Source organism: Shigella sp. FJ200513, assembly GCF_040495915.1.
In the GTDB taxonomy this organism is placed as follows: Bacteria; Pseudomonadota; Gammaproteobacteria; order Enterobacterales; family Enterobacteriaceae; genus ECMA0423.
The window spans coordinates 52,212-67,143 of the sequence record NZ_JBDYCV010000008.1 but is presented as its reverse complement, the minus strand read 5'-3'; the positions used below and the strand labels follow the sequence as shown (position 1 = coordinate 67,143).

The 14,932-nt window shown below is 52.7% G+C and carries 13 protein-coding genes; 11 read left to right on the top strand and 2 right to left on the bottom strand.

Annotated features, from left to right (window positions below; translation table 11 throughout):
• Positions 1-409 precede the first annotated feature (409 nt).
• Positions 410-673, bottom strand: coding sequence for a 30S ribosomal protein S20 (gene rpsT, locus ABZJ92_RS03445; protein WP_001274021.1), 264 nt, complete (start codon positions 671-673; stop codon positions 410-412).
• Between the two features lie 102 nt (positions 674-775).
• On the opposite strand from rpsT, the gene ABZJ92_RS03440 reads away from it, so the two are divergent.
• The 11 genes from ABZJ92_RS03440 to caiF all read left to right on the top strand — a co-directional run bounded on the left by ABZJ92_RS03440 (position 776) and on the right by caiF (position 14,252).
• Positions 776-994, top strand: coding sequence for a DUF2575 family protein (locus ABZJ92_RS03440; RefSeq protein ID WP_011110533.1), 219 nt, complete (start codon positions 776-778; stop codon positions 992-994).
• A gap of 7 nt (positions 995-1,001) precedes the next feature.
• Positions 1,002-1,943, top strand: a complete 942-nt coding sequence (gene ribF, locus ABZJ92_RS03435; protein ID WP_000767329.1) for a bifunctional riboflavin kinase/FAD synthetase — start codon at positions 1,002-1,004, stop codon at positions 1,941-1,943.
• Between the two features lie 42 nt (positions 1,944-1,985).
• Positions 1,986-4,802 carry an isoleucine--tRNA ligase gene (gene ileS, locus ABZJ92_RS03430; protein ID WP_353765425.1) on the top strand — a complete coding sequence of 939 codons (2,817 nt, stop codon included), beginning with the start codon at positions 1,986-1,988 and terminating at the stop codon, positions 4,800-4,802.
• Positions 4,802-5,296, top strand: coding sequence for a signal peptidase II (gene lspA, locus ABZJ92_RS03425; RefSeq protein WP_000083382.1), 495 nt, complete (start codon positions 4,802-4,804; stop codon positions 5,294-5,296). Before ileS ends, lspA begins: the two co-directional genes overlap by 1 nt.
• 86 nt (positions 5,297-5,382) lie before the next feature.
• Complete coding sequence (fkpB, locus tag ABZJ92_RS03420) at positions 5,383-5,832, top strand: FKBP-type peptidyl-prolyl cis-trans isomerase (RefSeq protein WP_000004655.1); 450 nt, start codon at positions 5,383-5,385, stop codon at positions 5,830-5,832.
• Between the two features lies 1 nt (position 5,833).
• Positions 5,834-6,784 carry a 4-hydroxy-3-methylbut-2-enyl diphosphate reductase gene (gene ispH, locus ABZJ92_RS03415; protein ID WP_001166389.1) on the top strand — a complete coding sequence of 317 codons (951 nt, stop codon included), beginning with the start codon at positions 5,834-5,836 and terminating at the stop codon, positions 6,782-6,784.
• Positions 6,785-6,849: 65 nt separating this feature from the next.
• Positions 6,850-7,764 carry a ribonucleoside hydrolase RihC gene (gene rihC, locus ABZJ92_RS03410; RefSeq protein WP_001239124.1) on the top strand — a complete coding sequence of 305 codons (915 nt, stop codon included), beginning with the start codon at positions 6,850-6,852 and terminating at the stop codon, positions 7,762-7,764.
• Between the two features lie 166 nt (positions 7,765-7,930).
• Entirely contained in the window at positions 7,931-8,752 is an 822-nt protein-coding gene (gene dapB, locus ABZJ92_RS03405; RefSeq protein ID WP_000543585.1) for a 4-hydroxy-tetrahydrodipicolinate reductase, read from the top strand.
• A gap of 455 nt (positions 8,753-9,207) precedes the next feature.
• Complete coding sequence (carA, locus tag ABZJ92_RS03400; RefSeq protein ID WP_005086795.1) at positions 9,208-10,356, top strand: glutamine-hydrolyzing carbamoyl-phosphate synthase small subunit; 1,149 nt, start codon at positions 9,208-9,210, stop codon at positions 10,354-10,356.
• A gap of 17 nt (positions 10,357-10,373) precedes the next feature.
• Entirely contained in the window at positions 10,374-13,595 is a 3,222-nt protein-coding gene (gene carB, locus ABZJ92_RS03395) for a carbamoyl-phosphate synthase large subunit (RefSeq protein WP_001126371.1), read from the top strand.
• Between the two features lie 261 nt (positions 13,596-13,856).
• A complete protein-coding gene (gene caiF / locus ABZJ92_RS03390) occupies positions 13,857-14,252 on the top strand; it encodes a carnitine metabolism transcriptional regulator CaiF (protein WP_000333125.1) in 396 nt (131 codons plus the stop codon).
• An 85-nt stretch (positions 14,253-14,337) separates the two neighbouring features.
• On the opposite strand, the gene caiE is transcribed toward caiF, so the two are convergent.
• Complete coding sequence (gene caiE, locus ABZJ92_RS03385) at positions 14,338-14,928, bottom strand: carnitine operon protein CaiE (RefSeq protein WP_000122884.1); 591 nt, start codon at positions 14,926-14,928, stop codon at positions 14,338-14,340.
• Positions 14,929-14,932: the final 4 nt, after the last annotated feature.

Here is a 14,932-nt window from a genome sequence, read left to right as displayed (position 1 = left end):
TCTGATGGAAATGGAAGCCACGCAAGCACCTTAAAATCACCATCATACACTAAATCAGTAAGTTGGCAGCATTACCTACAAGGTCTAATGAGGAGATATTTATGAATGGTTAAAGTATATAGGAATTTAATTCAAAAATAGAGTGGTCTTAAGTTTAATACCTCAATGTGTATCACAATATCCATATTCTTTGTGGGGGAGTCTGGAGATTGAGTAGATATTCTTGTTCAGAATGTATCAGCCGATGGTTCTACGATTCTTAAGCCACGAAGAGTTCAGATAGTACAACGGCATGTCTCTTTTGACTATCTGGCAACCGGCAGTGTGTTCTCTCACGCATCACAAAAGCAGCAGGCATAAAAAAACCCGCTTGCGCGGGCTTTTTCACAAAGCTTCAGCAAATTGGCGATTAAGCCAGTTTGTTGATCTGTGCAGTCAGGTTAGCCTTATGACGTGCAGCTTTGTTTTTGTGGATCAGACCTTTAGCAGCCTGACGGTCCACGATCGGTTGCATTTCGTTAAATGCTTTCTGTGCAGCAGCTTTGTCGCCAGCTTCGATAGCTGCGTATACTTTCTTGATGAAAGTACGCATCATAGAGCGACGGCTTGCGTTGTGCTTACGAGCCTTTTCAGACTGAATGGCGCGCTTCTTAGCTGATTTGATATTAGCCAAGGTCCAACTCCCAAATGTGTTCTATATGGACAATTCAAAGGCCGAGGAATATGCCCTTTTAGCCTTCTTTTGTCAATGGATTTGTGCAAATAAGCGCCGTTAATGTGCCGGCACTCGTTACGTAGTGATGGCGCAGGATTCTACCAGCTTGCGGGGTGTGAATACAGCTTTTCCGCGATAAAAATTGCAGCAGGCGGTCAGTTTCTTCCCGTGATTTGCTCCATGGCAATGAAAAGCCACTTCTTTCTGATTTCGGTACTCAATCGCCGGTTAACCTTGACCGCTGTACAAGGTATACTCGGACGATTTTCACTGTTTTGAGCCAGACATGAAGCTGATACGCGGCATACATAATCTCAGCCAGGCCCCGCAAGAAGGGTGTGTGCTGACTATTGGTAATTTCGACGGCGTGCATCGCGGTCATCGCGCGCTGTTACAGGGCTTGCAGGAAGAAGGGCGCAAGCGCAACTTACCGGTGATGGTGATGCTTTTTGAACCTCAACCACTGGAACTGTTTGCTACCGATAAAGCCCCGGCAAGACTGACCCGGCTGCGGGAAAAACTGCGTTACCTTGCAGAGTGTGGCGTTGATTACGTGCTGTGCGTGCGTTTCGACAGGCGTTTTGCGGCGTTAACCGCGCAAAATTTCATCAGCGATCTTTTGGTGAAGCATTTGCGCGTAAAATTTCTTGCCGTAGGTGATGATTTCCGCTTTGGCGCTGGTCGTGAAGGCGATTTCTTGTTATTACAGAAAGCTGGCATGGAATACGGCTTCGATATCACCAGTACGCAAACTTTTTGCGAAGGTGGTGTGCGTATCAGCAGCACCGCCGTGCGTCAGGCGCTGGCTGATGACAATCTGGCTCTGGCAGAAAGTTTACTGGGGCACCCGTTTGCCATCTCCGGGCGTGTAGTCCACGGTGATGAATTAGGGCGCACTATAGGTTTCCCGACGGCGAATGTACCGCTACGCCGTCAGGTTTCCCCGGTGAAAGGGGTTTATGCGGTAGAAGTGCTGGGCCTCGGTGAAAAGCCGTTACCCGGCGTGGCAAACATCGGAACACGCCCAACGGTTGCCGGTATTCGCCAGCAGCTGGAAGTGCATTTGTTAGATGTTGCAATGGACCTTTACGGTCGCCATATACAAGTAGTGCTGCGTAAAAAAATACGCAATGAGCAGCGATTTGCGTCGCTGGACGAACTGAAAGCGCAGATTGCGCGTGATGAATTAACCGCCCGCGAATTTTTTGGGCTAACAAAACCGGCTTAAGCCTGTTATGTAATCAAACCGAAACACGGAACCGAGAATCTGATGAGTGACTATAAATCAACCCTGAATTTGCCGGAAACAGGGTTCCCGATGCGTGGCGATCTCGCCAAGCGCGAACCGGGAATGCTGGCGCGTTGGACTGATGATGATCTGTACGGCATCATCCGTGCGGCTAAAAAAGGCAAAAAAACCTTCATTCTGCATGATGGCCCTCCTTATGCGAATGGCAGCATTCATATTGGTCACTCGGTTAACAAGATTCTGAAAGACATTATCGTGAAGTCCAAAGGGCTTTCCGGTTATGACTCGCCGTATGTGCCTGGCTGGGACTGCCACGGTCTGCCGATCGAGCTGAAAGTAGAGCAAGAATACGGTAAGCCGGGTGAGAAATTCACCGCCGCCGAGTTCCGCGCCAAGTGCCGCGAATACGCGGCGACCCAGGTTGACGGTCAACGCAAAGACTTTATCCGTCTGGGCGTGCTGGGCGACTGGTCGCTCCCGTATCTGACTATGGACTTCAAAACTGAAGCCAACATCATCCGCGCGCTGGGCAAAATCATCGGCAATGGTCACCTGCACAAAGGCGCGAAGCCGGTGCACTGGTGCGTAGACTGCCGTTCTGCACTGGCAGAAGCGGAAGTTGAGTATTACGACAAAACTTCTCCGTCCATTGACGTCGCTTTCCAGGCGGTCGATCAGGATGCGCTGAAAGCGAAATTTGGCGTAAGCAACGTTAACGGCCCAATCTCGCTGGTGATCTGGACCACTACGCCGTGGACTCTGCCTGCGAACCGCGCAATCTCTATTGCACCTGATTTCGACTATGCGCTGGTGCAGATCGACGGTCAGGCCGTGATTCTGGCGAAAGATCTGGTTGAAAGCGTAATGCAGCGTATCGGCGTGACCGATTACACCATTCTCGGCACGGTAAAAGGTGCAGAGCTTGAGCTGCTGCGCTTTACCCATCCGTTTATGGGCTTCGACGTTCCGGCAATCCTCGGCGATCACGTTACCCTGGATGCCGGTACCGGTGCCGTTCACACCGCGCCTGGCCACGGCCCGGACGACTATGTGATCGGTCAGAAATACGGCCTGGAAACCGCTAACCCGGTTGGCCCGGACGGCACTTATCTGCCGGGCACTTATCCGACGCTGGATGGCGTGAACGTCTTCAAAGCGAACGACATCGTCGTTGCGCTGCTGCAGGAAAAAGGCGCGCTGCTGCACGTTGAGAAAATGCAGCACAGCTATCCGTGCTGCTGGCGTCACAAAACGCCGATCATCTTCCGCGCGACACCGCAGTGGTTCGTCAGCATGGATCAGAAAGGTCTGCGTGCGCAGTCACTGAAAGAGATCAAAGGCGTGCAGTGGCTCCCGGACTGGGGCCAGGCGCGTATCGAGTCGATGGTTGCTAACCGTCCTGACTGGTGTATCTCCCGTCAGCGCACCTGGGGCGTACCGATGTCACTGTTCGTGCACAAAGACACGGAAGAGCTGCATCCGCGTACCCTCGAACTGATGGAAGAAGTGGCTAAACGCGTTGAAGTTGACGGCATCCAGGCGTGGTGGGATCTCGATGCGAAAGAGATCCTCGGCGACGAAGCTGACCAGTATGTGAAAGTGCCGGATACTCTCGACGTATGGTTTGACTCCGGATCTACCCACTCTTCTGTTGTTGACGTGCGTCCGGAATTTGCCGGTCACGCAGCGGACATGTATCTGGAAGGTTCTGACCAGCACCGTGGTTGGTTCATGTCTTCCCTAATGATCTCCACCGCGATGAAAGGCAAAGCGCCGTATCGTCAGGTACTGACCCACGGCTTTACCGTGGATGGTCAGGGTCGCAAGATGTCTAAATCCATCGGCAACACCGTTTCGCCGCAGGATGTGATGAACAAACTGGGCGCGGATATTCTGCGTCTGTGGGTGGCATCAACCGACTACACCGGTGAAATGGCCGTTTCTGACGAGATCCTGAAACGTGCTGCCGATAGCTATCGTCGTATCCGTAACACCGCGCGCTTCCTGCTGGCAAACCTGAATGGTTTTGATCCAGCAAAAGATATGGTGAAACCGGAAGAGATGGTGGTACTGGATCGCTGGGCCGTAGGTTGTGCGAAAGCGGCACAGGAAGACATCCTCAAGGCGTACGAAGCATACGATTTCCACGAAGTGGTACAGCGTCTGATGCGCTTCTGCTCCGTTGAGATGGGTTCCTTCTACCTCGACATCATCAAAGACCGTCAGTACACCGCCAAAGCGGATAGCGTGGCGCGTCGTAGCTGCCAGACTGCGCTGTATCACATCGCTGAAGCGCTGGTGCGCTGGATGGCACCAATCCTCTCCTTCACCGCTGATGAAGTGTGGGGCTATCTGCCGGGCGAACGTGAAAAATACGTCTTCACCGGTGAGTGGTACGAAGGCCTGTTTGGTCTGGCAGACAGTGAAGCAATGAACGATGCGTTCTGGGACGAGCTGTTGAAAGTGCGTGGCGAAGTGAACAAAGTCATTGAGCAAGCGCGTGCCGACAAGAAAGTGGGTGGCTCGCTGGAAGCGGCAGTAACCTTGTATGCAGAACCGGAACTGGCGGCGAAACTGACCGCGCTGGGCGATGAATTACGATTTGTCCTGTTGACCTCCGGCGCTACCGTTGCAGACTATAACGACGCACCTGCTGATGCTCAGCAGAGCGAAGTACTCAAAGGGCTGAAAGTCGCGTTGAGTAAAGCCGAAGGTGAGAAGTGCCCACGCTGCTGGCACTACACCCAGGATGTCGGCAAGGTGGCGGAACACGCAGAAATCTGCGGCCGCTGTGTCAGCAACGTCGCCGGTGACGGTGAAAAACGTAAGTTTGCCTGATGAGTCAATCGATCTGTTCAACAGGGCTACGCTGGCTGTGGCTGGTGGTAGTCGTGCTGATTATCGATCTGGGCAGCAAATACCTGATCCTCCAGAACTTTGCTCTGGGGGATACGGTCCCGCTGTTCCCGTCGCTTAATCTGCATTATGCGCGTAACTATGGCGCGGCGTTTAGTTTCCTTGCCGATAGCGGCGGCTGGCAGCGTTGGTTCTTTGCCGGTATTGCGATTGGTATTAGCGTGCTCCTGGCAGTGATGATGTATCGCTCGAAGGCCACGCAGAAGCTAAACAATATCGCTTACGCGCTGATTATTGGCGGCGCGCTGGGCAACCTGTTCGACCGCCTGTGGCACGGCTTCGTTGTCGATATGATCGACTTCTACGTCGGCGACTGGCACTTCGCCACCTTCAACCTTGCCGATACTGCCATTTGTGTCGGTGCGGCACTGATCGTGCTGGAAGGGTTTTTACCTTCCAAAGCGAAAAAACAATAATAAATCCTGCCGGATGCGGCCTACAGATTGCTACGAAATCGTAGGCCGCATCCGGCAAAAATCCTCAAAAATAAGAGCAAACCTGCATGTCTGAATCTGTACAGAGCAATAGCGCCGTCCTGGTGCACTTCACGCTAAAACTCGACGATGGCACCACCGCCGAGTCTACTCGCAACAACGGTAAACCGGCGCTGTTCCGCCTGGGCGATGCTTCTCTTTCTGAAGGGCTGGAGCAACACCTGCTGGGGCTGAAAGTGGGCGACAAAACCACCTTCTCGCTGGAGCCAGATGCGGCGTTTGGCGTGCCGTCACCGGACCTGATTCAGTACTTCTCCCGCCGTGAATTTATGGATGCAGGCGAGCCAGAAATTGGCGCAATCATGCTTTTTACCGCAATGGATGGCAGTGAGATGCCTGGTGTGATCCGCGAAATTAACGGCGACTCCATTACCGTTGATTTCAACCATCCGCTGGCCGGGCAGACCGTTCATTTTGATATTGAAGTGCTGGAAATCGATCCGGCACTGGAGGCGTAACATGCAGATCCTGTTGGCCAACCCGCGTGGTTTTTGTGCCGGGGTAGACCGCGCTATCAGCATTGTTGAAAACGCGCTGGCCATTTACGGCGCACCGATATATGTCCGTCACGAAGTGGTGCATAACCGCTACGTGGTCGATAGCTTGCGCGAGCGTGGGGCTATCTTTATTGAGCAGATTAGCGAAGTGCCGGACGGCGCGATCCTGATTTTCTCCGCACACGGTGTTTCTCAGGCGGTTCGTAACGAAGCGAAAAGCCGCGATTTGACGGTGTTTGATGCCACCTGTCCGCTGGTGACCAAAGTGCATATGGAAGTTGCCCGCGCCAGTCGCCGTGGCGAAGAATCTATTCTCATCGGCCACGCCGGGCACCCGGAAGTGGAAGGGACGATGGGGCAGTACAGCAACCCCGAAGGGGGAATGTATCTAGTCGAATCGCCAGACGATGTGTGGAAACTGACGGTCAAAAACGAAGAGAAGCTCTCCTTTATGACCCAAACCACGCTGTCGGTGGATGACACGTCTGATGTGATCGACGCGCTGCGTAAACGCTTCCCGAAAATTGTCGGTCCGCGCAAAGATGACATCTGCTACGCCACGACTAACCGTCAGGAAGCGGTACGCGCCCTGGCAGAACAGGCGGAAGTTGTGTTGGTGGTCGGTTCGAAAAACTCCTCCAACTCCAACCGTCTGGCGGAGCTGGCCCAGCGTATGGGCAAACACGCGTTTTTGATTGACGATGCGAAAGATATCCAGGAAGAGTGGGTGAAAGAGGTTAAATGCGTCGGCGTGACTGCGGGCGCATCGGCTCCGGATATTCTGGTGCAGAATGTGGTGGCACGTTTGCAGCAGTTGGGTGGTGGTGAAGCCATTCCGCTGGAAGGCCGTGAAGAAAATATTGTTTTCGAAGTGCCGAAAGAGCTGCGTGTCGATATTCGTGAAGTCGATTAAGTCATTAGCAGCCTAAGTTATGCGAAAATGCCGGTCTTGTTACCGGCATTTTTTATGAAGAAAACATGCGTTTACCTATCTTCCTCGATACTGACCCCGGCATTGACGATGCCGTCGCCATTGCCGCCGCGATTTTTGCCCCCGAACTCGACCTGCAACTGATGACCACCGTCGCGGGTAATGTCTCGGTTGAGAAAACTACCCGCAATGCCCTGCAACTGCTGCATTTCTGGAATGCGGAGATTCCGCTCGCCCAGGGAGCCGCTGTGCCGCTGGTACGCGCACCGCGTGATGCAGCATCTGTGCACGGCGAATCGGGAATGGCTGGCTACGACTTTGTTGAGCACAACCGAAAGCCACTCGGGATACCGGCGTTTCTGGCGATTCGGGATGCCCTGATGCGTGCACCAGAGCCCGTTACCCTGGTGGCCATCGGCCCGTTAACCAATATTGCGCTGTTACTTTTACAATGCCCGGAATGTAAACCGTATATTCGTCGTCTGGTGATCATGGGCGGTTCTGCTGGTCGCGGCAACTGTACACCAAATGCCGAGTTTAATATCGCTGCCGATCCAGAAGCGGCTGCCTGTGTCTTCCGTAGCGGCATCGAAATTGTCATGTGCGGTCTGGATGTCACCAATCAGGCAATATTAACCCCTGACTATCTCGCTACTTTACCGGAGTTGAATCGCACCGGAAAAATGCTCCACGCCCTGTTTAGCCACTACCGTAGCGGCAGTATGCAAAGCGGTCTGCGAATGCACGATCTCTGCGCCATCGCCTGGCTGGTGCGCCCGGACTTATTCACCCTCAAGCCGTGTTTTGTCGCGGTAGAAACTCAAGGCGAATTTACCTCAGGCACGACGGTGGTTGATATCGACGGTTGCCTGGGCAAACCAGCCAATGTACAGGTGGCATTGGATCTGAATGTAAAAGGCTTCCAACAGTGGGTGGCTGAGGTGCTGGCTCTGGTGCCGTAACCTGTCACATGTTATCGGCATGCAGTCATTCATCGACTCATGCCTTTCACTGATATCCCTCCCTGTTTATCATTAATTTCTAATTATCAGCGTTTTTGGCTGGCGGCGTAGCGATGCGCTGGTTACTCTGAAAACGGTCTATGCAAATTAACAAAAGAGAATAGCTATGCATGATGCAAACATCCGCGTTGCCATCGCGGGAGCCGGGGGGCGTATGGGCCGCCAGTTGATTCAGGCGGCACTGGCATTAGAAGGCGTGCAGCTGGGCGCGGCGCTGGAGCGCGAAGGATCTTCTTTACTGGGCAGCGACGCCGGTGAGCTGGCTGGTGCAGGGAAAACAGGCGTTACCGTGCAAAGCAGTCTTGATGCGATAAAAGATGATTTTGATGTGTTTATCGATTTTACCCGTCCGGAAGGTACGCTGAACCATCTCGCTTTTTGTCGGCAGCATGGCAAAGGGATGGTGATCGGCACTACGGGGTTTGACGAAGCCGGTAAACAGGCAATTCGTGACGCCGCCGCCGATATTGCGATTGTCTTTGCCGCCAATTTTAGCGTTGGCGTTAACGTCATGCTTAAGCTGCTGGAGAAAGCAGCCAAAGTGATGGGTGACTACACCGATATCGAAATTATTGAAGCACATCATAGACATAAAGTTGATGCGCCGTCAGGCACCGCACTGGCAATGGGAGAGGCGATCGCCCACGCCCTTGATAAAGATCTGAAAGATTGCGCGGTCTACAGTCGTGAAGGCCATACCGGTGAACGTGTGCCAGGTACCATTGGTTTTGCTACCGTGCGTGCAGGTGACATCGTTGGCGAACATACCGCGATGTTTGCCGATATTGGCGAGCGTCTGGAGATCACCCATAAGGCGTCCAGCCGCATGACATTTGCTAACGGTGCGGTAAGATCGGCTTTGTGGTTGAGTGGTAAGGAAAGTGGTCTTTTTGATATGCGAGATGTGCTTGATCTCAATAATTTGTAACCACAAAATGTTTATTATGATGCAAAAGTAACACATTTAATTTATTAATTATAAAGGGCTTTAATTTTTAGCCCTTTTATTTTTGGTGTTATGCTTTTAAATTTTCTATAACTGCCAAAAATTACATGTTTCGTCTTCTATTTTTGTTGTTTTAATGTAAATTTTGACCATTTGGTCCACTTTTTCCTGCTCGTTTTTATTTCATGCAATCTTCTTGCTGCGCAAGCGTTTTCCAGAACAGGTTAGATGATGTTTTTGTCGCTTAATGCCTGTAAAACATGCATGAGCCACAAAATAATATAAAAAATCCTGCCATTAAGTTGACTTTTAGCGCCCATATCTCCAGAATGCCGCCGTTTGCCAGAAATTCGTCGGTAAGCAGATTTGCATTGATTTACGTCATCACTGTGAATTAATATGCAAATAAAGTGAGTGAGTATTCTCTGGAGGGTGTTTTGATTAAGTCAGCGCTATTGGTTCTGGAAGACGGAACCCAGTTTCACGGTCGGGCCATAGGGGCAACAGGTTCGGCGGTTGGGGAAGTCGTTTTCAATACTTCAATGACCGGTTATCAAGAAATCCTCACTGATCCTTCCTATTCTCGTCAAATCGTTACTCTTACTTATCCCCATATTGGCAATGTCGGCACTAATGACGCCGATGAAGAATCTTCTCAGGTACATGCACAAGGTCTGGTGATTCGCGACCTGCCGCTGATTGCCAGCAACTTCCGTAATACCGAAGACCTCTCTTCTTACCTGAAGCGCCATAACATCGTGGCGATTGCCGATATCGATACCCGTAAGCTGACGCGTTTACTGCGCGAGAAAGGCGCACAGAATGGCTGCATTATCGCAGGCGATAACCCGGATGCGGCGCTGGCGTTAGAAAAAGCCCGCGCGTTCCCAGGTCTGAACGGCATGGATCTGGCAAAAGAAGTGACCACCGCAGAAGCCTATAGCTGGACACAAGGGAGCTGGACGTTGACCGGCGGCCTGCCAGAAGCGAAAAAAGAAGACGAGCTGCCGTTCCACGTCGTGGCTTATGATTTTGGTGCCAAGCGCAACATCCTGCGGATGCTGGTGGATAGAGGCTGTCGCCTGACCATCGTTCCGGCGCAAACTTCTGCGGAAGATGTGCTGAAAATGAATCCAGACGGCATCTTCCTCTCCAACGGTCCTGGCGACCCGGCCCCGTGCGATTACGCCATTACCGCCATCCAGAAGTTCCTCGAAACCGATATTCCGGTATTCGGCATCTGTCTCGGTCATCAGCTGCTGGCGCTGGCGAGCGGTGCGAAGACTGTCAAAATGAAATTTGGTCACCACGGCGGCAACCATCCGGTTAAAGATGTGGAGAAAAACGTGGTGATGATCACCGCCCAGAACCACGGTTTTGCGGTGGATGAAGCAACATTACCTGCAAACCTGCGTGTCACGCATAAATCCCTGTTCGACGGTACGTTACAGGGCATTCATCGCATCGATAAGCCGGCGTTCAGCTTCCAGGGTCACCCTGAAGCCAGCCCTGGTCCACACGACGCCGCGCCGTTGTTCGACCACTTTATCAAGTTAATTGAGCAGTACCGTAAAACCGCTAAGTAATCAGGAGTAAAAGAGCCATGCCAAAACGTACAGATATAAAAAGTATCCTGATTCTGGGTGCGGGCCCGATTGTTATCGGTCAGGCGTGTGAGTTTGACTACTCTGGCGCGCAAGCATGTAAAGCCCTGCGCGAAGAGGGTTACCGCGTCATTCTGGTGAACTCCAACCCGGCGACCATCATGACCGACCCGGAAATGGCCGATGCGACCTACATCGAGCCGATTCACTGGGAAGTGGTACGCAAGATTATTGAAAAAGAGCGCCCGGACGCGGTGCTGCCAACCATGGGCGGTCAGACGGCGCTGAACTGCGCGCTGGAGCTGGAACGTCAGGGCGTGTTGGAAGAGTTCGGTGTCACCATGATTGGTGCCACTGCCGATGCGATTGATAAAGCAGAAGACCGCCGTCGTTTCGACGTAGCGATGAAGAAAATTGGTCTGGAAACCGCGCGTTCCGGTATCGCACACACGATGGAAGAAGCGCTGGCTGTTGCCGCTGACGTGGGCTTCCCGTGCATTATTCGCCCATCCTTTACCATGGGCGGTAGCGGCGGCGGTATCGCTTATAACCGTGAAGAGTTTGAAGAAATTTGCGCCCGCGGTCTGGATCTCTCTCCGACCAAAGAGTTGCTGATTGATGAGTCGCTGATCGGCTGGAAAGAGTACGAGATGGAAGTGGTGCGTGATAAAAACGACAACTGCATCATCGTCTGCTCTATCGAAAACTTTGATGCGATGGGCATCCACACCGGTGACTCCATCACTGTCGCGCCAGCCCAAACGCTGACCGACAAAGAATATCAAATCATGCGTAACGCCTCGATGGCGGTGCTGCGTGAAATCGGCGTTGAAACCGGTGGTTCCAATGTCCAGTTTGCGGTGAACCCGAAAAACGGTCGCCTGATTGTTATCGAAATGAACCCACGCGTGTCCCGTTCTTCGGCGCTGGCGTCGAAAGCGACCGGTTTCCCGATTGCTAAAGTGGCGGCGAAACTGGCGGTGGGTTACACCCTAGACGAACTGATGAACGACATCACTGGCGGACGTACTCCGGCCTCCTTCGAGCCGTCCATCGACTATGTGGTTACTAAAATTCCTCGCTTCAACTTCGAAAAATTCGCCGGTGCTAACGACCGTCTGACCACTCAGATGAAATCGGTTGGCGAAGTGATGGCGATTGGTCGCACGCAGCAGGAATCCCTGCAAAAAGCGCTGCGCGGCCTGGAAGTGGGCGCAACTGGCTTCGACCCGAAAGTGAGCCTGGATGACCCGGAAGCGTTAACCAAAATCCGTCGCGAACTGAAAGACGCAGGCGCAGAGCGTATCTGGTACATCGCCGATGCTTTCCGCGCGGGCCTGTCTGTGGACGGCGTCTTCAACCTGACTAACATTGACCGCTGGTTCCTGGTACAGATTGAAGAACTGGTGCGTCTGGAAGAGAAAGTGGCGGAAGTGGGCATCACTGGCCTGAACGCTGAATTCCTGCGCCAGCTGAAACGCAAAGGCTTTGCCGATGCGCGCTTGGCAAAACTGGCGGGCGTACGCGAAGCGGAAATCCGTAAGCTGCGTGACCAATATGACCTGCACCCGGTCTACAAGCGCGTGGATACCTGTGCGGCAGAGTTTGCCACCGACACCGCTTACATGTACTCCACTTATGAAGAAGAGTGCGAAGCGAATCCGTCTACCGACCGTGAAAAAATCATGGTGCTTGGCGGCGGTCCAAACCGTATCGGTCAGGGTATCGAATTCGACTACTGCTGCGTACACGCCTCGCTGGCGCTGCGTGAAGACGGTTACGAAACCATTATGGTTAACTGTAACCCGGAAACCGTCTCTACCGACTACGACACTTCCGATCGCCTCTACTTCGAGCCGGTAACTCTGGAAGATGTGCTGGAAATCGTGCGTATTGAGAAGCCGAAAGGCGTTATCGTTCAGTACGGCGGTCAGACCCCGCTGAAACTGGCGCGTGCACTGGAAGCCGCTGGCGTACCGGTTATCGGCACCAGCCCGGATGCTATCGACCGTGCGGAAGACCGTGAACGCTTCCAGCATGCGGTTGACCGTCTGAAACTGAAACAACCGGCGAACGCCACCGTTACTGCTATTGAAATGGCAGTTGAGAAGGCAAAAGAGATTGGCTACCCGCTGGTGGTGCGTCCGTCTTACGTTCTCGGCGGTCGGGCGATGGAAATCGTCTATGACGAAGCTGACCTGCGTCGCTACTTCCAGACGGCGGTTAGCGTGTCTAACGATGCGCCAGTGTTGCTGGATCATTTCCTTGATGACGCAGTAGAAGTTGACGTGGATGCCATCTGCGACGGCGAAATGGTGCTGATTGGCGGCATCATGGAGCACATCGAGCAGGCGGGTGTGCACTCCGGTGACTCCGCATGTTCGCTGCCAGCGTACACCTTAAGTCAGGAAATTCAGGATGTGATGCGCCAGCAGGTGCAGAAACTGGCCTTCGAATTGCAGGTGCGCGGTCTGATGAACGTGCAGTTTGCGGTGAAAAACAACGAAGTTTACCTGATTGAAGTAAACCCGCGTGCGGCGCGTACTGTTCCGTTCGTCTCCAAAGCCACCGGCGTACCGCTGGCAAAAGTGGCGGCGCGTGTGATGGCTGGCAAATCGCTGGCTGAGCAGGGCGTAACCAAAGAAGTTATTCCGCCGTACTACTCGGTGAAAGAAGTGGTGCTGCCGTTCAATAAATTCCCAGGCGTTGACCCGCTGTTAGGGCCAGAAATGCGCTCTACCGGGGAAGTCATGGGCGTGGGCCGCACCTTCGCTGAAGCGTTCGCCAAAGCGCAGCTGGGCAGCAACTCCACCATGAAGAAACACGGTCGTGCGCTGCTTTCCGTGCGCGAAGGCGATAAAGAACGCGTGGTGGACCTGGCGGCAAAACTGCTGAAACAGGGCTTCGAGCTGGATGCGACCCACGGCACGGCGATTGTGCTGGGCGAAGCGGGTATCAATCCGCGTCTGGTAAACAAGGTGCATGAAGGCCGTCCGCACATTCAGGACCGTATCAAGAATGGCGAATATACCTACATCATCAACACCACCTCAGGCCGTCGTGCGATTGAAGACTCCCGCGTGATCCGTCGCAGTGCGCTGCAATATAAAGTGCATTATGACACCACCCTGAACGGTGGTTTCGCTACCGCGATGGCGCTGAATGCCGATGCGACTGAAAAAGTAATTTCGGTGCAGGAAATGCACGCACAGATCAAATAATAGCGTGTCGTGGCGGATATTTTTCATCCGCTAATTTGATCGAATAACTAATACGGTTCTCTGATGAGGACCGTTTTTTTTTGCCCATTAAGTAAATCTTTTGGGGAATCGATATTTTTGATGACATAAGCAGGATTTAGCTCACACTTATCGACGGTGAAGTTGCATACTATCGATATATCCACAATTTTAATATGGCCTTGTTTAATTGCTTCAAAACGAGTCATAGCTAGACTTTTAATTTGTGAAACTGGAGTTCGTATGTGTGAAGGATATGTTGAAAAACCACTCTACTTGTTAATCGCCGAATGGATGATGGCTGAAAATCGGTGGGTGATAGCAAGAGAGATCTCTATTCATTTCGATATTGAACACAGCAAGGCGGTTAATACCCTGACTTATATTCTGTCGGAAGTCACAGAAATAAGCTGCGAAGTTAAGATGATCCCTAATAAGCTGGAAGGGCGGGGATGCCAGTGTCAGCGACTGGTTAAAGTGGTCGATATCGATGAGCAAATTTACGCGCGCCTGCGCAATAACAGTCGGGAAAAATTAGTCGGCGTAAGAAAGACACCGCGTATTCCTGCCGTTCCGCTCACGGAACTTAACCGCGAGCAGAAGTGGCAGATGATGTTGTCAAAGAGTATGCGTCGTTAATTTTATCTCGTTGATACCGGGCGTCCTGCTTGCCAGATACGATGTTGTAGCATCTTATCCAGCAACCAGGTCGCATCCGGCAAGATCACCGTTTAGGCGTCACATCCGTCGTCCCCTGCAAACGGGGGCGATTTTCCTCCATTTGCCTCAGTGGCTGCGTTTCATGTAACGATGCATGACAGCGCCCGACAAGATCCTGATACTCTTTGGTATTCAACCGTTTCCAGTGTAACTCGTCGTCACTAACACTGCGTACAGCGCGGGCTGGCGTACCCATCAACAACTGGCGTTTCTCGCCACTAAAGCCTGCTTTGACAAAGCTCATTGCGGCAACAATGCTCTCTTCGCCAATGACCGCGCCATCCATAATTACGCTGTTCATCCCGACCAATGCATCGCGACCAATCACACAACCATGCAGGATCGCTCCATGCCCGATATGGCCGTTTTCCCCAACGATGGTGTCAGTGTCGCAGTAGCCATGCATAATGCAGCCATCCTGAATATTGGCTCCCGCTTGCACGATCAACCGCCCGTAGTCACCACGCAGTGAGGCGAGTGGGCCGATGTAGACACCGGCTCCCACAATCACATCGCCAATCAAGACGGCACTGGGATGGACAAACGCCGTCGGGTGAACCACCGGAATTAACCCCTCAAAGGCGTAATAGCTCACGGTT

Coding starts and splice junctions, on each gene's coding strand:
- ABZJ92_RS03440 (WP_011110533.1), top strand. CDS start 776: ATGTGCCGGCACTCGTTACGTAGTGATGGCGCAGGATTCTACCAGCTT.
- ribF (WP_000767329.1), top strand. CDS start 1,002: ATGAAGCTGATACGCGGCATACATAATCTCAGCCAGGCCCCGCAAGAA.
- ileS (WP_353765425.1), top strand. CDS start 1,986: ATGAGTGACTATAAATCAACCCTGAATTTGCCGGAAACAGGGTTCCCG.
- lspA (WP_000083382.1), top strand. CDS start 4,802: ATGAGTCAATCGATCTGTTCAACAGGGCTACGCTGGCTGTGGCTGGTG.
- fkpB (WP_000004655.1), top strand. CDS start 5,383: ATGTCTGAATCTGTACAGAGCAATAGCGCCGTCCTGGTGCACTTCACG.
- ispH (WP_001166389.1), top strand. CDS start 5,834: ATGCAGATCCTGTTGGCCAACCCGCGTGGTTTTTGTGCCGGGGTAGAC.
- rihC (WP_001239124.1), top strand. CDS start 6,850: ATGCGTTTACCTATCTTCCTCGATACTGACCCCGGCATTGACGATGCC.
- dapB (WP_000543585.1), top strand. CDS start 7,931: ATGCATGATGCAAACATCCGCGTTGCCATCGCGGGAGCCGGGGGGCGT.
- carB (WP_001126371.1), top strand. CDS start 10,374: ATGCCAAAACGTACAGATATAAAAAGTATCCTGATTCTGGGTGCGGGC.
- caiF (WP_000333125.1), top strand. CDS start 13,857: ATGTGTGAAGGATATGTTGAAAAACCACTCTACTTGTTAATCGCCGAA.